General features: G+C 70.1%; 20 protein-coding genes. 12 read left to right on the plus strand and 8 right to left on the minus strand.

Annotated elements, in window-relative coordinates; all coding sequences use genetic code 11:
- Nucleotides 1-110: 110 nt before the first annotated feature.
- From AC5YDA_RS04975 to ppgK, 4 genes are all read left to right on the plus strand, one after another.
- Entirely contained in the window at nt 111-731 is a 621-nt protein-coding gene (locus tag AC5YDA_RS04975; RefSeq protein ID WP_496190273.1) for a DUF1707 SHOCT-like domain-containing protein, read from the plus strand.
- A 107-nt stretch (nt 732-838) separates the two neighbouring features.
- Nucleotides 839-1,294 (plus strand): PH domain-containing protein, encoded by a 456-nt coding sequence (locus AC5YDA_RS04980; RefSeq protein WP_496190274.1) that lies wholly within the window; start codon nt 839-841, stop codon nt 1,292-1,294.
- The gene (locus AC5YDA_RS04985; protein ID WP_496190275.1) at nt 1,291-2,868 is read left to right on the plus strand and encodes a PH domain-containing protein; all 1,578 of its coding nucleotides are present in this window, start codon (nt 1,291-1,293) and stop codon (nt 2,866-2,868) included. Before AC5YDA_RS04980 ends, AC5YDA_RS04985 begins: the two co-directional genes overlap by 4 nt.
- Nucleotides 2,869-2,894: 26 nt before the next feature.
- Entirely contained in the window at nt 2,895-3,770 is an 876-nt protein-coding gene (gene ppgK / locus AC5YDA_RS04990; RefSeq protein ID WP_496190276.1) for a polyphosphate--glucose phosphotransferase, read from the plus strand.
- Nucleotides 3,771-3,826: 56 nt separating this feature from the next.
- Here the strand turns inward: ppgK and argS are convergent, their stop codons facing one another.
- The 5 genes from argS to AC5YDA_RS05015 all read right to left on the minus strand — a co-directional run bounded on the left by argS (nt 3,827) and on the right by AC5YDA_RS05015 (nt 9,951).
- Nucleotides 3,827-5,461 (minus strand): arginine--tRNA ligase, encoded by a 1,635-nt coding sequence (gene argS / locus AC5YDA_RS04995; RefSeq protein ID WP_496190277.1) that lies wholly within the window; start codon nt 5,459-5,461, stop codon nt 3,827-3,829.
- 258 nt (nt 5,462-5,719) lie between these two features.
- Complete coding sequence (locus AC5YDA_RS05000) at nt 5,720-6,397, minus strand: SanA/YdcF family protein (RefSeq protein ID WP_496190278.1); 678 nt, start codon at nt 6,395-6,397, stop codon at nt 5,720-5,722.
- Nucleotides 6,398-6,461: 64 nt separating this feature from the next.
- A complete protein-coding gene (pgi, locus tag AC5YDA_RS05005) occupies nt 6,462-8,135 on the minus strand; it encodes a glucose-6-phosphate isomerase (protein ID WP_496190295.1) in 1,674 nt (557 codons plus the stop codon).
- A gap of 103 nt (nt 8,136-8,238) precedes the next feature.
- On the minus strand, nt 8,239-9,246 hold the full coding sequence (locus tag AC5YDA_RS05010; protein WP_496190279.1) for an SH3 domain-containing protein: 1,008 nt from the start codon (nt 9,244-9,246) through the stop codon (nt 8,239-8,241).
- Nucleotides 9,247-9,333: 87 nt separating this feature from the next.
- Entirely contained in the window at nt 9,334-9,951 is a 618-nt protein-coding gene (locus AC5YDA_RS05015; protein ID WP_496190280.1) for a hypothetical protein, read from the minus strand.
- A 104-nt stretch (nt 9,952-10,055) separates the two neighbouring features.
- On the opposite strand from AC5YDA_RS05015, the gene AC5YDA_RS05020 reads away from it, so the two are divergent.
- Both AC5YDA_RS05020 and AC5YDA_RS05025 read left to right on the plus strand, forming a co-directional pair.
- Nucleotides 10,056-10,967: an aminoglycoside phosphotransferase family protein gene (locus AC5YDA_RS05020; RefSeq protein ID WP_496190281.1), complete on the plus strand. Its 912-nt coding sequence runs from the start codon at nt 10,056-10,058 to the stop codon at nt 10,965-10,967.
- Nucleotides 10,968-10,987: 20 nt separating this feature from the next.
- The gene (locus AC5YDA_RS05025) at nt 10,988-11,632 is read left to right on the plus strand and encodes a TetR/AcrR family transcriptional regulator (protein ID WP_496190282.1); all 645 of its coding nucleotides are present in this window, start codon (nt 10,988-10,990) and stop codon (nt 11,630-11,632) included.
- On the opposite strand, the gene dcd is transcribed toward AC5YDA_RS05025, so the two are convergent.
- Entirely contained in the window at nt 11,610-12,188 is a 579-nt protein-coding gene (gene dcd / locus AC5YDA_RS05030; RefSeq protein ID WP_496190283.1) for a dCTP deaminase, read from the minus strand. The genes AC5YDA_RS05025 and dcd overlap by 23 nt on opposite strands.
- Before the next feature lie 137 nt (nt 12,189-12,325).
- Between dcd and AC5YDA_RS05035 the strand changes: the two genes are divergently transcribed.
- The 5 genes from AC5YDA_RS05035 (at nt 12,326) to AC5YDA_RS05055 (ending at nt 18,222) form a co-directional block, all read left to right on the plus strand.
- On the plus strand, nt 12,326-14,020 hold the full coding sequence (locus AC5YDA_RS05035) for an ABC transporter substrate-binding protein (protein WP_496192825.1): 1,695 nt from the start codon (nt 12,326-12,328) through the stop codon (nt 14,018-14,020).
- 75 nt (nt 14,021-14,095) lie between these two features.
- Nucleotides 14,096-15,106 (plus strand): ABC transporter permease, encoded by a 1,011-nt coding sequence (locus tag AC5YDA_RS05040; RefSeq protein ID WP_496190285.1) that lies wholly within the window; start codon nt 14,096-14,098, stop codon nt 15,104-15,106.
- 13 nt (nt 15,107-15,119) lie between these two features.
- Nucleotides 15,120-16,085 (plus strand): ABC transporter permease, encoded by a 966-nt coding sequence (locus AC5YDA_RS05045; protein WP_496190286.1) that lies wholly within the window; start codon nt 15,120-15,122, stop codon nt 16,083-16,085.
- 5 nt (nt 16,086-16,090) lie between these two features.
- Nucleotides 16,091-17,113 (plus strand): ABC transporter ATP-binding protein, encoded by a 1,023-nt coding sequence (locus tag AC5YDA_RS05050; protein WP_496190287.1) that lies wholly within the window; start codon nt 16,091-16,093, stop codon nt 17,111-17,113.
- Nucleotides 17,110-18,222: an ABC transporter ATP-binding protein gene (locus tag AC5YDA_RS05055; protein WP_496190288.1), complete on the plus strand. Its 1,113-nt coding sequence runs from the start codon at nt 17,110-17,112 to the stop codon at nt 18,220-18,222. The genes AC5YDA_RS05050 and AC5YDA_RS05055 overlap by 4 nt, the downstream gene beginning before the upstream one ends.
- Before the next feature lie 72 nt (nt 18,223-18,294).
- On the opposite strand, the gene AC5YDA_RS05060 is transcribed toward AC5YDA_RS05055, so the two are convergent.
- Nucleotides 18,295-19,392: a CaiB/BaiF CoA transferase family protein gene (locus AC5YDA_RS05060; RefSeq protein WP_496190289.1), complete on the minus strand. Its 1,098-nt coding sequence runs from the start codon at nt 19,390-19,392 to the stop codon at nt 18,295-18,297.
- 110 nt (nt 19,393-19,502) lie between these two features.
- Between AC5YDA_RS05060 and rarD the strand changes: the two genes are divergently transcribed.
- On the plus strand, nt 19,503-20,441 hold the full coding sequence (gene rarD, locus AC5YDA_RS05065; protein ID WP_496190290.1) for an EamA family transporter RarD: 939 nt from the start codon (nt 19,503-19,505) through the stop codon (nt 20,439-20,441).
- A 35-nt stretch (nt 20,442-20,476) separates the two neighbouring features.
- Here rarD and AC5YDA_RS05070 read toward each other — a convergent pair whose 3' ends face one another.
- Nucleotides 20,477-20,830, minus strand: coding sequence for a DUF6547 family protein (locus AC5YDA_RS05070; protein WP_496190291.1), 354 nt, complete (start codon nt 20,828-20,830; stop codon nt 20,477-20,479).
- Between the last annotated feature and the right edge of the window lie 30 nt (nt 20,831-20,860).

Below are 20,860 nucleotides of genomic sequence, written 5' to 3' on the forward strand. Positions count from 1 at the left end.
CCACCCGAAGCGGCTGCTCGCACGTCGACGCTCAGGGGGTACCCCGGTCTCTCCCCACCCCCCTCGGAATGCGGTCCGGAACAACCGTTCGGCGGACTATTTTTGGCGCCATGAGCAACGCGTACCCCGAGCCCCAGCGATTCCCCGGCCACATGCGCGCGGCTGACTCGGATCGTGCGATCGTCACCGACCTGCTCTCCGCCGCTTACGCCGAAGGTCGCCTCACCCGCGACGAGCACGACGTCCGGCTCGCCCAGGCGATGGAGGCGAAGACCTTCGACGACCTGCGCGGGCTGACCGCCGACCTGGTCCCCGGCTCCACGCCCGGACGTACCATCGGCGCCTTCTCCTCGGCCGGCGCCCCGATCGACCGCTCGCTCGACACGAACGAGGCCGAGACCACGTTCGCCGTCTTCGGCGGCATGGAGCGTGCCGGGGTGTGGCGAGCCCGGCGCAACATCTCCAACCTGACGCTGTTCGGCGGGTCGTCGTTCGACTTCCGCGACGCCACCTTCGCCTCGGACATCGTCACCCTGAACGTGTTCTGCGCCTTCGGTGGCGTGGAGGTCACCGTCCCCGACGGCGTGAACATCCGCAACGAGACCGTCGCGATCTTCGGCGGCACGGACGTCAAGAACATCGATCCGGCACCGGGCGCCCCCACCCTCGTGCTCAAGGGCCTGGTCCTCTTCGGCGGCATCGACGCCAAGGGCAAGCGCCGGCGGCGCTGACCCCCATGGCTCCCCCACCGGCACCGTTCGTTCCCGACCCGAGCCTTTCCGGACTCCCCGATCGCACGGCCGAACCCTTCGCTCCCCCGTCCGACCGTTGGCGCCGGGTGTCTCCGAAGCTCATCACGGTCCAGCGCATCGCCTCCACCGTCCGGGTGGTCCTGATCCTCGTCCCGATCGCGCTGACCCTCTGGTTCATCGTCCCCCCCGAGATGCGGTGGTTGTCGTTCGCGGTGGCGGCCGTGGGGCTGGCGTGGTGGGTCTGGTCATTCTTCCGGGCGGGTCGCTACGTGCGGTCCCTGGGCTGGGCCCGGCGCGAGAAGGACCTCTGTGTCGCCAGCGGCCTCATGTTCCGCCGCCTCGAGGTCGTTCCCTTCGGGCGCATGCAGGTCGCCAAGGTGAGCTCGGGGCCACTCCAACGCGCTTTCGGCCTGGCGACCGTGGAGCTGGTCACAGCGAGCGCCAGCATCAACGCGGTCATCCCGGGCCTGCCGGCCGATGAGGCCAAGGCCCTCCGCGACCTGATCATCGAGCTGAGTGACGCCGAGGGGTCCGGCCTGTGAGCCACGAGTACGGCTGGTCGGAGCAGCAGCCACCACCAGAACCCCGGTCATCCCATCCGCCCCAGCGTGCGTCCGGCCCCATCATCGAGGAACGCCTGCACCCGCTCAGCCCGCTGGTGAGCCTGTGGCTGGGCGTCGTGGCCCTGGGCTGGTACGCCGCCACGTCCTTCATCCAGGGCGACCCGATCTGGCAGGACGTCGACAGGTTCCGCACCTGGCTGACCGAGGTGCCGTGGTGGGTCTTCGTGGCAGGGGGCGCGGTCGTACTGGGGCTGGGGTTCGGCTACTGGTCCTGGTGGACGACGAAGTTCGTCATCGACGACCGGGAGTTCCGGCTGGAGAACCTCGGCGCGTTCCAGGAGAGCCGGCGGATCGCGTTCGGCCGGATCCAGTCCGTCGACGTCACCCAGCCGTTCGCGGCGCGCCTGCTGGGGCTGGCGCAGGTGCGGATCGACGTGGGCGCCGAGGGCGGGGCGTCCCTGAAGTACCTGACCCGCAAGCGCGCGGTGGAGATCCGCGACCACCTGATGGTCCGGGCCCATGGGCCGGCCGCTTCGACCGCCGAGCCGGGACGCACGGCGTCCGCCTGGGACGACTCGGCCCAGGGCGACCAGGTGCTCGTGCGCCTGACGCCGGGCGAGATCATCCTGAGCGCCTTCGCCACGCTGGACATGCCGTTCATCATGCTGGGCTTCCTCATGCCCCTCGTGCTGGGCAGCATCTTCGACTGGAACGTGCTGGCCTGGGGCGGCGGCCTGGTCGGCATGGGGGTGGCCCTGCTGGGTTACCTCTCGCATCGGCTCTTCGGGCAGTTCAACTACACGCTCGCCCGGACGCCCACGGGCCTGCGGATCACGCGGGGCCTGCTCACCCTGCGGTCGCAGACCATCCCGACCCACCGGGTGCAGGCCGTGACCACGAACCAGCCCTTCCCGTGGCGGTTCCTCGATCGGGCCCGCCTCGACATCACGATCCTGGGCGGGCCGGGCGATGAGAGCGACCCCACGGCCTCCATGATCTACCTCCCCTTCGGGACACCCGCCCAGGTGCAGGTGGCCCTCGCCGCGCTGTGGCCCGGGCTGGAACTCGAGCGGCTCCGCTTCACCCGCACACCCGCGCGCGCCCGCTGGCTCGACCCCCTCCAGTGGACGTGGCAGGGGTACGCGTGGGACGACCAGGTCCTGGTCGGCAGGGCGGGCTGGCTGCACCGCCGCCAGTTCATCGTTCCCCACGCCCGGCTCCAGGCGGTGACCATCTCCCAAGGTCCCCTCGAGCGTCGGCTCGGCCTGGCCGGTGTCCGCGCGGAGACGACCCACGCGCTCAGCCTCACCCACATCCGCCACCTCGACGGTGCGCAGGCGCGCGCGCTCGCCTTCACCGAGATGGACCGCGTCCGGACCTCGCGCATGCACGCGCTCCTCCACCCGCCCGGGGCTCGCGAGGCGTCCGTCTCCGCTGCCGGGATCGGCGTGGTGCCGGGCGGCGTCCCGGACGTCTGGACGCCGCCCACCGCGCCGTTGCCGACCGCCCTGCCGACGTCCCCCGGCACCACCCCCGGGGACTCCCCGGACTGACCCTCGTTGCCACTAGTGTGTGCCCCATGAAAACGCGGTACGCACTCGGCATCGACATCGGCGGCTCCGGGATCAAGGGGGCCATCGTCGACCTCAAGAAGGGCGAGTTCGCGAGCGACCGCCTCCGCATCGCCACACCGCAGCCGGCCACGCCCGAGGCAGTCGCCGCCGTCGTCAAGGAGATCGCCGACTCCTTCGCCGACCAGCTCGGTGACGGCCCCGTCGGCATCACCGTCCCCGCGGTCGTCACGCACGGCATCACCCGCTCGGCCGCCAACATCGACCCCACCTGGGTGGACGCCCCCGCCGAGCGCATCTTCGAACAGGCCCTCGGGCGTCCGATCACCCTCGTCAACGACGCGGACGCCGCGGGTGTCGCCGAGGTGCGCTGGGGTGCCGCCAAGGATCACCCGGGCCTCGTCATCCTCACGACGCTCGGGACGGGCATCGGCACGGCCGTGATCCACAAGGGTGAACTCATCCCGAACCAGGAGCTCGGCCACATCGAGATGTTCGGCAGGGACGCCGAGCCCCAGGCCGCGGCGTCCATCAAGGACCGCGAGGGCCTCAGCTACGAGACGTGGGCGACCGAGCGCCTGCAGCCGTACTACGAGCGTCTCGAGTTCTACACCTGGCCCGACCTGATCGTGGTCGGCGGCGGCGTCTCCCGGGACTCCGACAAGTTCCTGAACCTGTTGAACCTGAAGACCCCCATCGTGCCCGCGAAGCTCCGCAACGCCGCCGGCATCGTGGGCGCCGCGTGGCTCGCCGTCGACAGGCTGGCCCACCCCGACGAACTCAAGGACGTCCTGCCCGAGGAGATGGACAGCACCTCGCCGGAGAAGCTCAAGGACAAGGCGAAGAAGATCAGGGCCGCCAAGAAGAAGTCCAAGAAGCAGTGACGCGAGAGCCCCGCCGGTTGCACAACCGACGGGGCTTCACTCGTGGGTCCCGGACCTCACATCTGGTCGGGTGCCTCGATACCGAGCAGGCCGAGACCGGTCGCCATGACCTTCTTGGTGGTGGCACACAGGGCCAGGCGGGAGGCCCGCACGTCGCCCTCGGACTTCAGCACCGGGCACTGCTCGTAGAACACGCTCATCGCCGAGGCGAGCTCGAACAGGTAGGTGCAGAGCTTGTGCGGCTGGAGGTCCTCCGCGACGAGGGAGACGATCTCACCGAAGCGGGACAGCAGCAACGCCAACGCCTGCTCGGCCGGCTCCTCCAGCACGGTGATGGTCGACCACGCGATCCCCTCGGCCTCCGCGCGCCGGAGGATCTGGTTGGCGCGGGCGTGCGCGTACTGCAGGTAGGGGCCGGTGTCCCCGGTCGTCGCCGTCATCCGCTCGGCGTCGAAGACGTAGTCCTTCTGCAGCTGGTTGGACAGGTCGGCGTACTTGATCGCGGCCAGCGCGACCGGACGAGTGACGTGCTCCTCCGCCGCGTCCAGCAGGTCGATCAGGTAGGCGGCCGTGCCCTCGCGGGTCGAGAAGGGGCGCCCGTCGCGTCCGAGCACCATCCCGTAGCCGACGTGCTCGGTGATCAGCGACTCGGGGATGTAGCCCGCCCTGCGCGCGACGGCGAACACGAGCTCGAAGTGGTTCCGCTGTCGCGCGTCGGTGACGTAGATGAGCCGGTCGGCCTTGAGGTTCTGGGCGCGGTGCTTCAGGGCGGCGACGTCGGTGACGTCGTAGCCGTAGCCGCCGTGCCGGTTCCGCAGGATCGCCGGCGCCTCGAAGCCCTCGACGAACACCACGAGGGCGCCGTCGTCCATCACGGCGATGCCCCGGGATTCGAGGTCGGTGCAGACGTCCTCCAGCATGTCGTTGTAGAACGACTCGCCGGCGATGTGCTCGTCCCTGAGCAGGACGCCGAGCCGGTCGTAGGTCTCGTTGAAGCCGACCTGCGAGACGTCGATCAGGCGCTGCCAGATGCCGCGGGTCTGCTCGTCACCGGCCTGCAGCTGCACGACGCGCGCGCGGGCCCGGTCGGCGAAGGCCTCGTCCGCCTTGAGCCGCTCATGGGCACGCTTGTAGAGCTCCTCGGCCCCCGCGAGGTCGAGCGTGGTGAGGTCGAGGCCCTCGTCCAGCGTCTGCTCGATGAGCATGCCGAACTGGCGGCCCCAGTCGCCGATGTGGTTCTGCGGCAGGACCTCGTTGCCCCGCGCCGTCAGGACGCGGTTGAAGCAGTCGCCGATGATCGTCGTGCGCAGGTGACCGACGTGCATCTGCTTGGCCACGTTCGGGGAGCTGTAGTCGATGACGATCTTCTGCGGAGCGGCCGCCTGATCGATGCCGGCGTGCGGGTCGGCGAGCAGGTCGGACGCCGCTTGGGCCAGCACGCCCGACTTGATGCGGAAGTTGATGAAGCCGGGGCCCGCGACCTCGAGCGGCTCGCACAGGTCGGCGACGTCGATCCGCTCGATGAGGGCTGCGGCGACGTCGCGCGGGGGACGTCCCTCGGTCTTGGCCAGGCGCAGCGCCACGTTGCTCTGGAAGTGACCGAACTGGGGCTTCGTGGCGGGCCGCATCTCCGGGTCGATCCCGGAGGCGGCCTCGACGCGCGCGGTGAGCAGCGAGGCGAGCGATTGCATGATGAACATTCTCCCACACGGCGTCACCTACCCCCCGTGCTGCATTTTGTGTAGACAGAACTGGTCATCATCCGGGTACTTCGCCGACACAAAATGCAGCACAGGCTGTGGCTGCCCCGGCCGGGAAGAGTGCAGGCCGGACACCGCGGCTCCTGTTCCGCTGGCCCGGCACGGACCAGCGACGACCGGCCCCTCCTGCTCAGGGCCCACCGGGAAGACGCCCCGTGGGAGGGAGCCTCGCTTGGTGGGAGCGTCGCTCTAGCCTGATGCCAACGCCCGCCGGACGGCGTCGCGGTCACCCTCGAGGTTGGGCGTCCGCGCGGTGGCGAGGTCCCACACCATCTTGAGGTTCGCGCCCACCTCGCGGCGGGCGAACTCGTCCCAACGCTTGCTCGTGCGCTTGACCGACACGTCCCCGACACCCACGGCGTCCACCCCCACGGCCCGACACGTGGCGACCGCGCGGTGCAGGTGGTAGCGCTGGCTCACCAGCAGGGCCTCGGTGACGCCGAACACGTCCCGGGCACGGACGCAGGTGTCGTAGGTGTCGAGTCCGTACGCGTCCACGACGATGCGGTCGGCCGGGACCCCCTGGCCGACCAGGTACTTCTTCATGTTGGTCGACTCCCGGTTGTGGGCGGGGTCGTCGTCTCCGGAGACGATGAGCACCTTGGCCTTGCCGTCCTTGAACAGCCGGACGCCGAGGTCGAGCCGCGCGCGCAGGTAGGGCGAGGGGCGACCGGAGGGGAACATCTCGGCACCGAAGATGATCGCGACGTCGCGAGCCGGGGCCTGCCCGGCGGTGAGGTTGCGATCGAACGCCATCACGCGCGTCCAGACCGTGGGTGCCGCCAGGGCCGCCGCGCCGAGACCGACCAACGCCACGAAGGCACCGAGGACGGGCACCGAGGGGCGCCGTTGGGGAGGGGACGTCACGGCCTCCACCTTATGCGGCCCCGTGGTGCAGGCCCTCGGCGCGAGGGACCCGAGCCCTCGGCGGTCAGGCCCGGTTTGCCCGGTAGTACTCGATCAGGGCCTTGGTGGACGGGTCCTGGGCCTCCAGAGCCTCGGCGTCGCCGCCGATGGCCGGCGTGATCTGCTTGGCCAGCACCTTGCCCAGTTCGACGCCCCACTGGTCGAAGGAGTTGATCCCCCACACGATGCCCTGGGTGAACGTGATGTGCTCGTACAGGGCGATCAACTGGCCGACGACGGACGGCGTGAGCGCCGGTGCCATGATCGACGTCGTCGGACGGTTGCCCTCGAACACCTTCGCGGTGACGAGTTCCTCGGCCACGCCGTCGGCGCGGACCTCGTCGGCGGTCTTGCCGAACGCGAGCGCCTTGGTCTGCGCGAAGAAGTTCGCCAGGAACAGCTCGTGCACGTCCTGATCGCCGTCCTTGAGTGCACGGTGGGGCGTCGCCACGGCGATGAAGTCTGCCGGGATGAGCTGCGTACCCTGGTGGATCAGCTGGTAGAAGGCGTGCTGCCCGTTGGTACCGGGCTCGCCCCAGAAGACCTCACCGGTCTCGGTGGTGACCGGGGTGCCGTCCGACTTCACGCTCTTGCCGTTGGACTCCATGGTGAGCTGCTGCAGGTACGCCGCGAAGCGGTGCAGGTACTGCGCGTACGGCAGGACCGCGTGCGATCCGGCCTTGAAGAAGTTCACGTACCAGACGTTGAGCAGCCCCATGAGTGCGGGCACGTTCTCGCGCCACGGCGTGGAGGCGAAGTGCTCGTCGATCGCGTGGAAGCCGGCGAGGAAATCCTCGAAGTTCTTCTGGCCGATCGCCACGACGACAGCCGTGCCGACGGCCGAGTCGACCGAGTAACGGCCCCCGACCCAGTCCCAGAACCCGAAGGCGTTCTCGGGATCGATGCCGAAGTCGGCGACCTTGTCGAGCGCCGTCGACACGGCGACGAAGTGCTTGGCGATGGCGTCGGCCCTCGCGGCGTCCGAGCCGTCGATCGCACCTGCCTTCTCGAGGCCCTCCAGGAGCCACGCTCGGGCCATCCCGGCGTTGGTGAGGGTCTCCAGCGTGGTGAAGGTCTTGGAGGCCACGATGAACAGGGTCGTCGAGGGGTCGAGGTCGACGGTCTTCTCGTACACGTCGGTGGGATCGATGTTGGAGACGAAGCGGCACTCCAGACCGTCCTGCTTGTAGGCCTTGAGCGCCTCGTAGACCATGACCGGGCCGAGGTCGGAACCACCGATGCCGATGTTGACGATGGTCCTGATCGGCTGTCCGGTGACGCCGGTCCACTCCCCTGAGCGGACCTTGTCCGCCCACGCGTACACCTTGTCGAGCGTGGCGTGGACATCCGCGACGATGTCCTGGCCGTCGACGGTCAGCGCGTCGGTCCTCGGACGCCGCAGCGCGGTGTGCAGGACGGCGCGATCCTCGGTGTTGTTGATGTGGTCGCCACGCAGCATCGCGTCGCGCTTCCCCGCGAGGCCAACCTCGTCGGCCAGTGCCACCAAGGCGTCCAGCACATCATCAGTGAGGAGGTTCTTCGACAGGTCGACGTGCAGGTCGCCCGCGGTACGGGTGAACGCGGTGGCACGATGCGGGTCGGCCTCGAACCAGCCACGAAGGTCGGGGGCGAAGGTCTCCTTGAGCTGGGCGAGCCTGGCCCAGGCAGCGGTCGTGGTGACGTCGGTCATGGACGCCAGCCTAGAGGGACCCGGCGGGCCGGGCGGGTCGGCGTACAGAAATGCGCCGGCCCCCGTCGCTGTCGAAAGCGTCGGGGGCCGGGCGACTGTGGGATGCGAGGCGTCAGAGCTTCACGGACACGTGCACGTGGTCGTAGTGGTTCGCGGTGATGGACCCACGATCCGCCATCGGACGCCAGTAGGGCTTGTAGGGCGTCCAGATCTTCTGCTCGAAGATGATGTGGTCGACGTTGAAGGCGGCCGCGTTCTCGGCGAGGTACTTGGCAACGGCCCAGCCCTTGGCGGAATCGCTGTAGGTCATGAAGTCGATCGCACCGCCGTACTGGTGGTTCGATCGGGACGAGGGGCGGTAGCCGCCGATCGACGAGAACGACCAGCGGGCGGTCACGGCGTTGTAGACGACCATGGCGCGGGGCTTGAGGCCGAGGACCGACTTCCCGGCTGCGGGGAGCGCGGTCGCCTTGGGGGCGGCCGCCGGTGCCGCCGCGGGGGCCGCCGCTGCGGGGGCCGGCTTGGGCTTCGGGGTGGCCTTGACCGGCGCCTTGTCACCCAGACGCGCCTCGAGCACGTAGCCGACCTTGCCCTCGAAAGCGACCTGTCGATACCCGCCGGTCACCTTGCTCAGCACCTGGAGCTTGTCGCCCACCTTGACCGAGCCGAGCTCGGCCGCATCGCCGGAGGCCCCGGCGCGCACGACGAGGTTGGCCTGGGCGAACTTCACGCCGGCCGGCGCACCGAACGCTGCGGCCCACTCGCCACCCACGACGCCGTCGGCACCCACACCACTCTCGGCGGCCGCGGTCTGCTCGGTGGCAGCCTCGGCAGCGGGGGTCTCGGTGGCGGTCTCGACCAGCTCGCGGACGGCGTCACGGCTGACGGGCTCGGTGTTGCGGAGGGGAACCGCGGTGGCGGGCGTCGCCTCCGCGGCGCGCAGGTTCAGCGCGAAGGCGCCGGACGTCGCCAGGAGGGCCACGGACACCGCGGTCGGTGCGACCCGGGTGCGCAGGACGTCAGAACGCGTACGCGCTGCACGTCGGGGCGCGATCATGAAAGCGGCAGCACCGGTGTACTCGGTGGCCTGCGCATTCGCAGCTCGACGAGCTTCGTACATCACTGACTCCGATTGCTTTGACGCTGAGACGAGACCCAACTTAGCTGAGATTTTCTCAGGGTCAAATCGGGGGCACTCAGGTTCCGCTCAGTTGCCAACCAACGGCCTGAACGCCCCGGCCCGGCGCGCCACTTCGTCCGGGGAATTGACGCCCGAGCCGTCCTCCGGGCGGAGGACCACCTCCGAGACGACGGCAGCCGCAGCACCGGCCTCGAACCACATGTCGCACTGGTAGCGCTCGAGCCTCCCCCACGGAACCAGCACCGCGTCGGCGAACATCGGGGGAAGCACCCGCGCGTAGCCGGTACCCAGCGCGTCGGCCGGGGTGATGAGGACGGCGTCCACCCCGGCGCGCACGGCCGCCGCCACCTCGGACGGCGTGAGCGCCCCCGTCAGGACGGGCACTCCCCCACCGGCCTCGACGAGGTCCGCGCCGCCGACGGCGGCCAGGACGAAGTGCGCACCGGCCTCCACCGCTCGGCGCACGCCCTCGGCGTCCGTCACCCCGCTCACGCCGACCCGGGCGCGGTACCGATGGACGGCGAGCACCTCGGGTACCAGGTGGACCAGGTTCGAGGGGAAGGCCCACGCACCCAACCCTTCCTGGAGGAGGACCTCGGCGACTGCGACCCAGTCCTCCACGCCCGTGCGGGGCACCTCCACAACGATCCGGTGACCACGCAGGGCTGCTTCCAGGACGCTCATGCGGCCCATCATGCCGCACCCGGCGAACCGCCTCCCGGCCCCGAGTTCCCGGCAACATCAAGCAACGATTGGCCAGTTCCTGAGAACTGTCGTGGAATGAGTTCATGTCCTCTGCCCCCTCCGCCGACCTGGCCACGTCCGCAGACCTGGTCGCGAGCCTCTTGGCCGCACAGGCGCCCGCGCTGGCCGATCTGCCCGTGACCCTGCACGCGAACGGTTGGGACAACGACACCTACCGCCTCGGCGAGACCCTCGTGGTCCGCCTTCCCCGCCGCGAGGAGGCGGTGCCGCTCATCGAGCACGAGGCGGCCTGGCTCACGACGGTCGGCGACCTCGTCACGCTGAGGACCCCGCAGCCCATCTTCGCGGGAGAACCGTCGGACGCCTTTCCTCGTCCGTGGCTCGTCGCCGAGTTCATCCCGGGTGACCCCGTCTCGTCGGTCCCGGTGGCTGAGCGGACCGCGTTCGCCCGGCAGTTGGCCGACTTCCTGTGGTCCCTCCACGCGCCCGCCCCCGCGACCGCGCCGGTGAACCCTGTGCGGGGTGGCTCCCTGGCCACCCCCGAGGCGGCCGCTCGCGTCGGAACCCGCCTCCAGCAGCTCCGGGCGTCCGGCGCCGGCGACCTGGCCGACGCGCTCCTCCCCCGTTGGGAAGCATGGGTGAACGCGCCCGACTTCGACGGCGCGGACGTCTGGCTCCACGGCGACCTGCACCCCCACAACATGCTGCGCGGCGCCGATGGGCAACTGTCCGGCGTGATCGACTGGGGCGACCTCACCCCCGGCGACCCCGCCTGTGACCTGGCGACCTCCTGGCTCACCTTCGACGAGGCCGGGCGCGCCGAGTTCCGCGGCCAGATCGACGAGGGTGGGCCGGTGGACGAGGCCACCTGGACCCGCGCGAAGGCGTGGGCGGTGCACCTCGGGTTGATCCTCACCACCATGACCGACGACCAGCCCTGGCTCACGGCGATCGGCCGACATGCGCTGTCCGCGCTCTCGACCGAGGTCGTCTGACCTCCTTATACTGTGCGGCCGTGCCCCGCCCCAGGACGTACCCCGATGACCTCCGCGACCGCCTCGTGGCGGCGACGCTGGAACGTCTGCGCGTGCACGCGCCGGAGGACGTGTCGCTCCGCGACCTCGCCGCCGAGTGCGGGACGTCCACGAACGCGATCTACTCCATCTTCGGCGGGAAGGACGAGCTGGTCGCCAGTGTCGTCCCGCTGGGACTGCGCGAACTCACCGACGCGGCCATCGACCTCGACTGCGCGGAGCCCGGCATCGCCGCCCTCGCGGCCGCAGGCCACCGCGTCCGCGCCTGGGCCCGCAGCCAACCCACGCTGTACAGGCTGCTGTTCAACGGCTTCAACACCCCGGGTGCCCCGTCGCGAGTCAGCGATGCGGACTTCTCCCGCGTGGCCGCGATGCTGGAGTGCTTGATGGACGAGGGGATCGTCCGCCCTGACGACCCGAGCGCCCTCGCCTTCACCCTGTTCGTCTGCCTCCACGGTTTCATCCTGCTGGAGCTCGACCAGTGGCCGGACGGAGGCCCTGAGGCGGACCGCTACTTCGCGGCCATGCAGTCCCACCTCGCCGCGGGCGTGGCGACGGACGGGGTCCTCGAGGCGGTGGCCGCCGCCGGCGGTGCCGCGCGGGTCACCCCAGCGCCGACCTCGTGAAGTTCTCCCAACTGCGGGACGCCGTGGGCCCGCGCTGCCCTTGATAGTGGCTCCCCCGCCGGGCCGAACCGTACGGGTGCTCGGCCGCGGAGCTCAGTTGGAAGAAGCACAGTTGGCCGATCTTCATGCCCGGCCACAGCTTGATGGGCAGGGTGGCGACATTGCTCAGCTCGAGGGTGATGTGGCCGGTGAAGCCGGGATCCACGAACCCCGCGGTGGCGTGGGTGAGGAGTCCGAGGCGTCCGAGGGAGGACTTGCCCTCCACCCGGGCGGCGACGTCGTCCGGCAGCGAGACCTGCTCCAGCGTGCTCGCCAGCACGAACTCCCCCGGGTGCAGGATGAACGGCTCGCCGGCATCCACCTCGACCAGGCGGGTCAGATCGGGCTGCTCCGCCGCGGGGTCGATGAACGGGTACTTGTGGTTGTCGAAGAGCCGCAGGTAGCGATCCAGGCGCACGTCGACGCTGGAGGGCTGCACCAGCCCGGGGTCGAAGGGGTCGAGGCGGACGCGCCCGGCGTCGATCTGGGCGGAGATGTCGCGGTCTGACAGGAGCACGGGCAACACGATAGGGCCTGTCTCGGTTGGGTCACGATCAGTATTGGGGGCAGACACGTCCCTCGCTCGTCTGGTTACGTTCTGGCACCGACGTCGGGTCACTGCGCCCCGACCCCCTTGGAAGGAGACCGAGCGACGTGCTGTCCCGGACCATGAAGACTGCGGTGGGTGCCATCGCAGTGACTCTCGCTCTGACCGGCTGTGCCGCGTCGCAGCGAGACGCCTCGACTCCCGCCACCGGTGCCACCGGTGGCAAGGCCGGCGCCTCGGCGTCCGATGCCACCTTCATCTTCGGCGCGGCAGGCGCCCCCAAGCTCTTCGACCCCTCCTACGCCAGTGACGGCGAGACCTTCCGTGTCACCCGCCAGATCTACGAGGAGCTCCTCTCCTTCGAGCCCGGCACCGCCAAGGTTGCCCCGGGCCTGGCCAAGGAGTGGAAGGGGTCCGAGGACGGCCTGACCTGGGACTTCACGATCCGGGAGGGCGTGAAGTTCCACGACGGCACGGCCCTGGACGCCCAAGCGGTCTGCACCAACTTCGAGCGCTGGTACAACCTCAAGGGCGTCGCCCAGACGACCGCCGTGGCCTACTACTGGGCCAACAACTGGGGCGGCTTCGCCGGCGACGGCAAGGACACCCTGTACGGCGGCTGCGAGGCCACCGAACCGATGGTCGCCACGATCAAGCTGACGCGGACCACCTCGAAGTTCCCGGCGATCCTCGCCCACAACGCGTACGCCATTCACAGCCCGGCCGCCATGGAGAAGTACAACGCCAGCAACGTCGTCGCGCAGGGCAGCGGCTTCACCTACCCCGAGTACGCCACCAAGCACCCGACCGGCACCGGCCCGTTCACCTTCGGCGGCTACGACGACGCCAAGGGCGAGGTCACGCTGAACCGCAACGACGACTACTGGGGTGACAAGGCGGGCGTCGCGAAGATCGTCATCCGCACGATCCCGGACGAGTCCACGCGCCGTCAGGAGCTGCAGGCGGGCACCATCCACGGCTACGACCTGCCGAACCCCGTCGACTGGAAGGCGCTCGAGGACGCGGGCAACACCGTGGCGATCCGCCCGGCGTTCAACGTGCTCTACGTCGGCCTCAACGCCACCAAGAACGAGGCGCTGAAGGACGTCAAGGTCCGCCAGGCCCTGTCGTACGCCATCAACCGCGAGCAGCTCGTGAAGTCGCAGCTGCCCGAGGGCGCCGAGCCTGCCAGCCAGTTCTTCCCGAAGACCGTGTCGGGCTACAACACCTCATTGAAGCCCTACCCGTACGACCCGGAGAAGGCCAAGTCCCTGCTCGCCGAGGCCGGTCAATCCAACCTCAGCATCGAGTTCTGGATGCCCACCGAGGTGACGCGCCCGTACATGCCGGACCCGGCCGCTCTCTACGAGGCCATCCGCACCGACTGGGAGAAGGTCGGCGTCAAGGTGAACCCGGTCTCCAAGCCGTGGAACGGCGGTTACCTCGACGGCGTCAACAAGCACGAGGCTCACGCCTTCCTCCTGGGCTGGACCGGTGACTACGACTCCGCCGACAACTTCATCGGCACCTTCTTCACCAAGCAGGACAACCAGTTCTCGACCGGCAACTACCCGTTCGCCGCCGAGCTGACCGCCGCCCTCGTGGCCGCCGACTCCGAGCCGGATGCCGCCAAGCGCGACCAGATGGTCTCCGACCTGAACAAGAAGATCGCAGAGGAGTACGTGCCGGCCCTCCCGATCTCGCACAGCCCGCCCGCGCTGGTGGTGTCGGGCAAGGTGAAGGGTCTGGTCCCGACCCCGCTGGCGGCGGAGGACTTCTCGACCGTCACCATCGAAGCCTGATCCTCGCAGCGGGGGCCGTGGCCCGTCCACGGCCCCCGCTGCTCGCCTTCGACCGACCAGATGTGAGGGAAGTGAGTGGGTAGGTACATCGTCCGGCGACTGCTGCAGGCAGTCCTCACGCTGTTCGTGCTGAGCATCCTGCTGTTCGCGTGGTTGCGCTCCCTGCCCGGTGGGCCGGTGTCCGCGCTGCTCGGCGAGCGCAGCACCCCGGAGGACCTCGCGGCTCTCCAGGCCGCGCTCGGCCTCGACCAGCCCATCTGGGTGCAGTACTGGCTCTTCCTGAAGCGCGCGGTGACCGGCCAGTTCGGCGTCTCCACCGGCGTGCTGCCGGGCCGCGATGCCTTCGAGATCTTCCTCAGCCGCTTCCCCGCCACCGTCGAGCTGTCGTTCTTCGCGCTCACGCTCGCGATCCTCGCCGCCGTGCCGCTGGGCTACCTCGCCGCCCGTCGCCGCGACACCCTCCTCGACACGGGATCCGTCCTGTTCTCGCTCGTGGGCATCGCCGTCCCCGTCTTCTTCCTGGCGTTCGCGCTGAAGTACGTCTTCGCGATCCAGCTGGGCTGGCTGCCGCCGTCCGGACGCCAGTCCGTCGGCATCGACGCCACCGCGGTCACCGGCCTGTACGTCCTCGACGGGCTCCTCACCCGCGAGTGGGACGCCGCGTGGGACGCCCTGCGCCACCTCGTCCTCCCCGCCCTGGCCCTGAGTTCCATCCCGTTCGCAGTACTGCTGCGCATCACGCGGGCCTCCGTGCTCGAGGTGCTGGACGAGGACTACGTCCGCACCGCCCAGGCCAAGGGGCTTCGCGCCGCGCCCATCCGCGGACGCCACATCCTCCGCAACGCGCTCATCCCGGTCGTCACGACCATCGGACTCCAGACGGGCGCCCTGCTCGCCGGCGCGGTGCTGACCGAGCGCGTGTTCACCTTCCGGGGGGTCGGCCACGCGCTGGCCTACGGCTTCGAGACACGTGACTATCCGGTCCTCCAAGTGCTGATCATGATGGCCGCGCTCATCTACATCCTGGTGAACATGGTCGTCGACATCGCCTACGCCGCCATCGACCCGCGCGTGCGCGTCCGCTGAGAGGGGGCTGGACATGACCGAGAAGAAGGCGTCCCCCCTGTCGCCGACCGCCCGGAAGCAGCGGATCGACGGCCTCGCGCAGACGGCCGGACACGTGGCGTCCGGCGAGGGCGTGAGCCTGTGGCAGAGCGCCTGGCACCGGCTGCGGCGCAACTGGGTGTTCCTGTTCGGCGCGGCCCTCGTCGTGGCGTTCATCGTCCTGGCCGTCGTCGCGCCGCTGATCGCGCCCCATGACCCGGCGACCCGCGTCCTGATCGACCAGGTGAACCGCCAGACCAACCCGGTCCCCGGCCCCCAACCGGGACACCCGCTCGGCGCCGACAACCTGGGCCGCGACCTCCTGTCCCGCCTGATGGTGGGGGCCCGCCAGACCCTGATCGTCGGCGTCCTCGCCACGGTGGGCGGCCTGTCCGGTGGCGTGCTGCTCGGCACCCTGGCCGGCGCGCTGGGCGGGTGGGTGGACTCGGTCGTCATGCGCATCGTCGACGTGCTGCTGTCGATCCCGTCGCTGCTGATGGCCTTCACGATCGCCGCGATGTTCCGCTCGCCGTCGCAGTGGACGGTCATCCTCGCGATCGCGATCATCCAGGTGCCCGTGTTCGCCCGGTTGCTGCGCGGATCGATGCTCGCCCAACGGGCATCGGACCACGTGCTCGCCGCGCGGGCGCTCGGCGTGCGGAAGGGCCCGATCGTCTTCCGGCACATGCTGCCGAACGCCATGGGTCCTGTCATCGTCCAGGCGACGCTGGTGCTGGCGACGTCCATCATCGACGCCGCCGCGCTGTCGTTCCTCGGCCTGGGCAATCCCGACGACCGGTCGCCGGAATGGGGCCAGATGCTCGGCAACGCGCAGCCCTACTTCGACTCCCACCCACAGCTCGCCGTCTACCCCGCGCTCTGCATCATCGTCGTCGCGCTCGGCTTCACCCTCGTGGGTGAGGCGCTGCGCGAAGCCCTCGACCCGAAGTCCCGCAGGTGACCCGCATGACGAACCCATTGCTCGAGGTCGAGGACCTCTCGGTCCAGTTCACCGGTCAGGGGCGCACCCCTTTCACCGCCGTCGACAAGGTCACGTTCAACGTCAGCCCCGGCGAGGTCGTCGGCCTGGTGGGCGAGTCGGGCTGTGGCAAGTCCGTGACCTCGCTCGCCATCATGCGTTTGCTGCCGCGCCTGGGGAACAGGGTGACCGGCAGCGTCCGCTTCGCCGGGACCGAGTTGACCACCCTCACGGATGCCCAGATGCGCGACAAGCGGGGCGCGGAACTGGCGATGATCTTCCAGGACCCGCTGTCGTCGCTGAACCCGGTCGTCCCCATCGGCGTCCAGGTGGCCGAGGTCATCGAGCGCCACCGGGGCGCCAAGCGGACGGTGGCCCAACGGCAGGCCGCCGACATGCTCGAGAAGGTCGGCATCCCCGACCCGACGCGCCGCCTCAAGGAGTACCCGCACCAGCTGTCCGGCGGCATGCGCCAGCGCGCGTTGATCGCGATGGCCCTCGCCTGTGAGCCGCGCCTGCTGATCGCGGACGAGCCGACGACCGCCCTGGACGTCACGATCCAGGCGCAGATCCTGACCCTGCTGCGGGAGTTGGTGGTCAACTCGGGGACCGCGCTGATCATGATCACGCACGACCTCGGTGTCGTGGCCGGCCTGTGTGACGGTGTGAACGTGCTCTACGGCGGCCGGATCGTCGAGCGGGCGAAGCGGCATCCCCTGTTCGCCTCGCCGCGCCACCCCTACACCGGAGGGTTGCTCGCCTCGATCCCGCGGTTGGACGCCGACCGCGCCGAGCGCCTGCTCCCCATTCCCGGGTCCGTCGCGGACAACATCCCCTGGGAGAACGCCTGCGCCTTCGCACCGCGCTGCCACCAGGAGGGCGAGCTCTGCCGGACGGTGTCGCCCCCGCTGGAACCCGATACCGAGGCACGCACCGACGGCGGAGTGCGCCTGCTGCGCTGCCACTACCCGCTTGCTCCCCAGCGGGCGACCGAGGAGGTGCTGGGATGAGCGACGTGCTCGTGGACGTGCGCGGGGTGAAGGTGCACTTCCCCATCCGGCGTGGGCTGATCCTCGATCGGACGGTCGGCCATGTCTACGCGGTCGACGGGATGGACCTGAGGATCCGGCGCGGTGAGACGTATGGGCTCGTGGGTGAATCCGGCTGCGGCAAGTCGACGTTCGGACGTGCCCTCCTGCAGCTCGAGGAGCTCACCGCCGGGTCGGTGCACCTGGGTGGCGTCGACCTGGCCACCCTGCGGGGCGAGGAACTCCGCAAGCAACGCCGTCACATGCAGATGGTGTTCCAGGACCCGCTGGGCAGCCTCGACCCGCGCCAGACGGTCGAGCAGCTCCTGCTGGAGGGCATGCAGGCGCACGGGTTGGCGTCCGACCGGAAGGGCGCGCGCGAACGCCTCGTCCGGCTGCTCTCGGCGGTGGGGCTGCCGGCGTCGGCGTTGAGCAAGTACCCGCACGAGTTCTCCGGTGGCCAGCGCCAGCGCGTCGGCATCGCCCGGGCGCTGTCGGTCGATCCCGAGCTGATCGTCGCGGACGAACCGGTGTCGGCGCTGGACGTGTCCGTGCAGGCGCAGGTGATCAACCTGCTCGAGGACCTGCAGGACGAGTTCGGACTCACCTACCTCGTGATCGCGCACGACCTGGCCGTCGTCCGGCACATCTCCGACCGCATCGGCGTCATGTACCTCGGCGCGCTGGTCGAGGAGGCGGACGCGGACGACCTCTACGTGGCGCCGCTCCACCCCTACACGCGGGCACTGCTGTCGGCGATCCCGGTGCCGGACCCGGTCGTGGAGGACTCCCGGGAGCGGATCATCCTGGCCGGCGACCTGCCCTCGCCGGCGAACCCACCCACGGGGTGCCGGTTCCACACCCGGTGCCCGTGGGCGCAGGCGACGCGTTGCTCGACGGAGAGGCCGGAGTTGCGCGTGGTGTCGATCGCGGGCATCCCCGAGTCGCACCGCGTGGCCTGTCACTGGGCCGAGGGCATCGCGGCCGGCGAGATCGAGCGCCACGCGGTCGAGACGGTCCTGACCGAGCCGCTCGAGGCACCCGAGCCCGCGCCGCACGGAGTCCCGGGGACGACGCTGCTCCCCGAGTAGGTGTGCTGCATTTTGTGTCGGCGTTTCTGGTCATCATCCGGGTACTTTGCCGACACAAAATGCAGCACGGGGTCAGGCGATGACTCCTCCGGCGTGGTCAGCCCTGGTGTTGCCCGGCGCGATCGGGCCGGCCGGGGTCCGGGAGAGCTTCGGAGCGGGAGCGGGCTGCCAGAGTCCGTCGACCTCGACCATCGTGGACCGGGCCGCGTTGTGGGGGTCGTGCCGCACCTCGCTCATGCGCAGGACCGGCTCGAGACAGGCGTCCGTCCCTTCAGCGCGCTGGGCCCACTCGGCGCGGGTGCGCAGCTTGATCGCGCCTCCGATCGCCTGACGGAGGGTCGGCCAGCCCGCTCGGTCGTGCTGGCCGGGCAAGCGTGCGGGGTCGAGTTCGAGGAGCTCCAGCAGTTGGGCGTAGAACTTGGGTTCGAGGGCTCCGACGGCGACCCACTCACCGTCCGCGGTCTCGTAGCAGTCGTAGAAGGGGGCACCCGAGTCGACGAGGTTCACCCCGCGCCGGTTCTCGTCCCACAGCCCCAGTTGTGCGAATCCGTGGAACGCCGTGGCCAGCAGCGTCGCCCCGTCGAGGATCGCGGCGTCCACCACCTGACCGCGTCCGGAGGACTGACGCTCGTACAGGGCGGCGAGGACCCCGAAGCAGAGCATCATCGACCCGCCGCCGAGGTCGCCGACGTAGGCCAGCGGGACGGTGGGCGGCTGCCCCACGCGTCCCAGCGTGGAGAGGGTGCCGGACGCCGCCATGTAGTTGAGGTCGTGGCCGGCCCGGGCGGCCTTGGGTCCGTGCTGGCCCCAGCCGGTGACGCGGCCGTAGATGAGGCGCGGGTTGATCTCGAGGCAGGTGTCGGGGCCGACGCCGAGGCGCTCGGCGACGCCGGGCCTGTTGCCCTCGATGAGGACGTCGGCGGTACGGACGAGGTCGAGGACGGCGTCGCGGCCCTCGGGGGTCTTGAGGTCGAGCTCGATGGTGCGCCGGTTGCGGTGGATGATGTCGGTGCTGCGGTCACCGATCGGCCCCACCGGGGGGACCCCGCCCGGTCGCTCCACGTGGATCACCGTGGCGCCGTGGTCGGCGAACATCATCGCCGCGAACGGGCCCGGACCGATCGTGCCGAGTTCGATGACCGTCAGTCCCGCGAGTGCGCCCGTCGTCATGGGTCCATCGAACCAGACGGGTCAACGGGGCGACCCGGCACAGCGCCCCCGGGTCGCCCATGCCTCGACCGATGGGGGGCCGGCCGTCGTCCGGCCCATAGAGTGCTCGGGTGTCCGAGCCCCCTGCCCAGTCCGCGCTCACCGCGTCCGACGGCGTGGAGCGCTCACGCGGGCTCACCGCGGGCGTCAGCGCGTACATCATCTGGGGGTTCTTCCCGCTCCTGTTCCCCCTGCTGAAGCCGGCGGAGCCGGTCGAGATCCTCGCCCACCGGATCGTGTGGTCGCTGGTGGCGGTCACGGTGACGATGGGGGCGCTGCGGCAGTCCTGGGGCTGGCTGCGGACGGCACTGACCCGTGAGCGGTTGCCCTGGATCGTCACCGCCGCACTGCTCATCGGGGTGAACTGGCTCACCTACATCTGGGCGGTGAACTCGAACCACGTGGTCGAGGCGAGCCTGGGCTACTTCATCAACCCCTTGGTCAACATCACCCTGGGCGTGGTGTTCTTCGGCGAGCGCATGACGCGGGGCGGACGCGTGGGCACCCTGCTCGCCGCCATCGGCGTCGGCGTGATCGCCTGGGAGAACTGGGCGGGGCTCTGGATCTCCCTGCTCCTGGCCTTCTCGTTCGGCCTCTACGGCGCCGTCAAGAAGCGTGCGACGACGCCGGCGCTGGGCGGACTGTTCCTGGAGTCGGCGATCCTGCTGCTGCCGGCGCTGGGCTACTGGGCCTGGCTGGCCCAGATCGGTGGCAGCCACTTCGGGAGCTCGGCGTCCCTGTCGTGGCTGCTGGTCCTCGCCGGCGTGCTGACCGCCATCCCCCTGTGGCTGTTCGCGATCGCCGCGCGGCGCCTGCCGTACGGCGTCGTCGGGATCCTGCAGTACCTGGGCCCGACGATCCAGTTCCTGCTCGGCATCACGGTGTTCGGCCAGCACGTCGGACCGTCGTACTGGGCGGGGCTGGTCCTGGTCTGGGCCGGTTCCGTGGTCTACTTGCGCTCGGTGTTCGCCCGGGCGCGGGCGTTCCGGCGGGGTGGACCGCGGGGGTGAGCCGCGAGGCTCCCGGTGCGGCGGTGCCTCCGCGTTCAGGCGACCGGCCACTCCCAGCCGTCGAGCCGACCGAGGAAGTCGTCCGAGGGATCGCCCTCATAGCCGACGTGGAAGGGCTCCAGCTTGGCGGCCTGCAGGACCTCGAGGGCGTTGAACATGCCGGAGGCGAACTCCTCGGCGAGAACGACGGCCAGGGCCTCCCGCTGGTCCGGGTCCAGGCTGCCGACGAGCCGGTTGAGGGCGGTTTGGCGGGCGTCGTCGGCGTCCGCGTTCTCGTTCCAGACGCCCACGCGGATGCGCTCGGCGGACACCTGGCCCGGGCCTGAGCAGCACACCACCATGGCGTCGATCATCTGCCGGTACATCCAGCGGGGGTCGTGCTCGGTCATGGCTCCATCATGCCCTCTCGCTCACGTGAC

Source organism: Propioniciclava sp. LT294, assembly GCF_059516005.1.

Excerpts from the sequence above, each read along its gene's own strand:
- AC5YDA_RS05070 (WP_496190291.1), bottom strand. The coding sequence starts at position 20,830 with ATGACCGAGCACGACCCCCGCTGGATGTACCGGCAGATGATCGACGCC.
- AC5YDA_RS05060 (WP_496190289.1), bottom strand. The coding sequence starts at position 19,392 with ATGACGACGGGCGCACTCGCGGGACTGACGGTCATCGAACTCGGCACG.
- AC5YDA_RS04975 (WP_496190273.1), top strand. The coding sequence starts at position 111 with ATGAGCAACGCGTACCCCGAGCCCCAGCGATTCCCCGGCCACATGCGC.
- argS (WP_496190277.1), bottom strand. The coding sequence starts at position 5,461 with ATGCAATCGCTCGCCTCGCTGCTCACCGCGCGCGTCGAGGCCGCCTCC.
- ppgK (WP_496190276.1), top strand. The coding sequence starts at position 2,895 with ATGAAAACGCGGTACGCACTCGGCATCGACATCGGCGGCTCCGGGATC.
- AC5YDA_RS05015 (WP_496190280.1), bottom strand. The coding sequence starts at position 9,951 with ATGAGCGTCCTGGAAGCAGCCCTGCGTGGTCACCGGATCGTTGTGGAG.
- AC5YDA_RS05010 (WP_496190279.1), bottom strand. The coding sequence starts at position 9,246 with ATGTACGAAGCTCGTCGAGCTGCGAATGCGCAGGCCACCGAGTACACC.
- AC5YDA_RS05050 (WP_496190287.1), top strand. The coding sequence starts at position 16,091 with ATGACGAACCCATTGCTCGAGGTCGAGGACCTCTCGGTCCAGTTCACC.
- AC5YDA_RS05045 (WP_496190286.1), top strand. The coding sequence starts at position 15,120 with ATGACCGAGAAGAAGGCGTCCCCCCTGTCGCCGACCGCCCGGAAGCAG.
- AC5YDA_RS05020 (WP_496190281.1), top strand. The coding sequence starts at position 10,056 with ATGTCCTCTGCCCCCTCCGCCGACCTGGCCACGTCCGCAGACCTGGTC.
- AC5YDA_RS05055 (WP_496190288.1), top strand. The coding sequence starts at position 17,110 with ATGAGCGACGTGCTCGTGGACGTGCGCGGGGTGAAGGTGCACTTCCCC.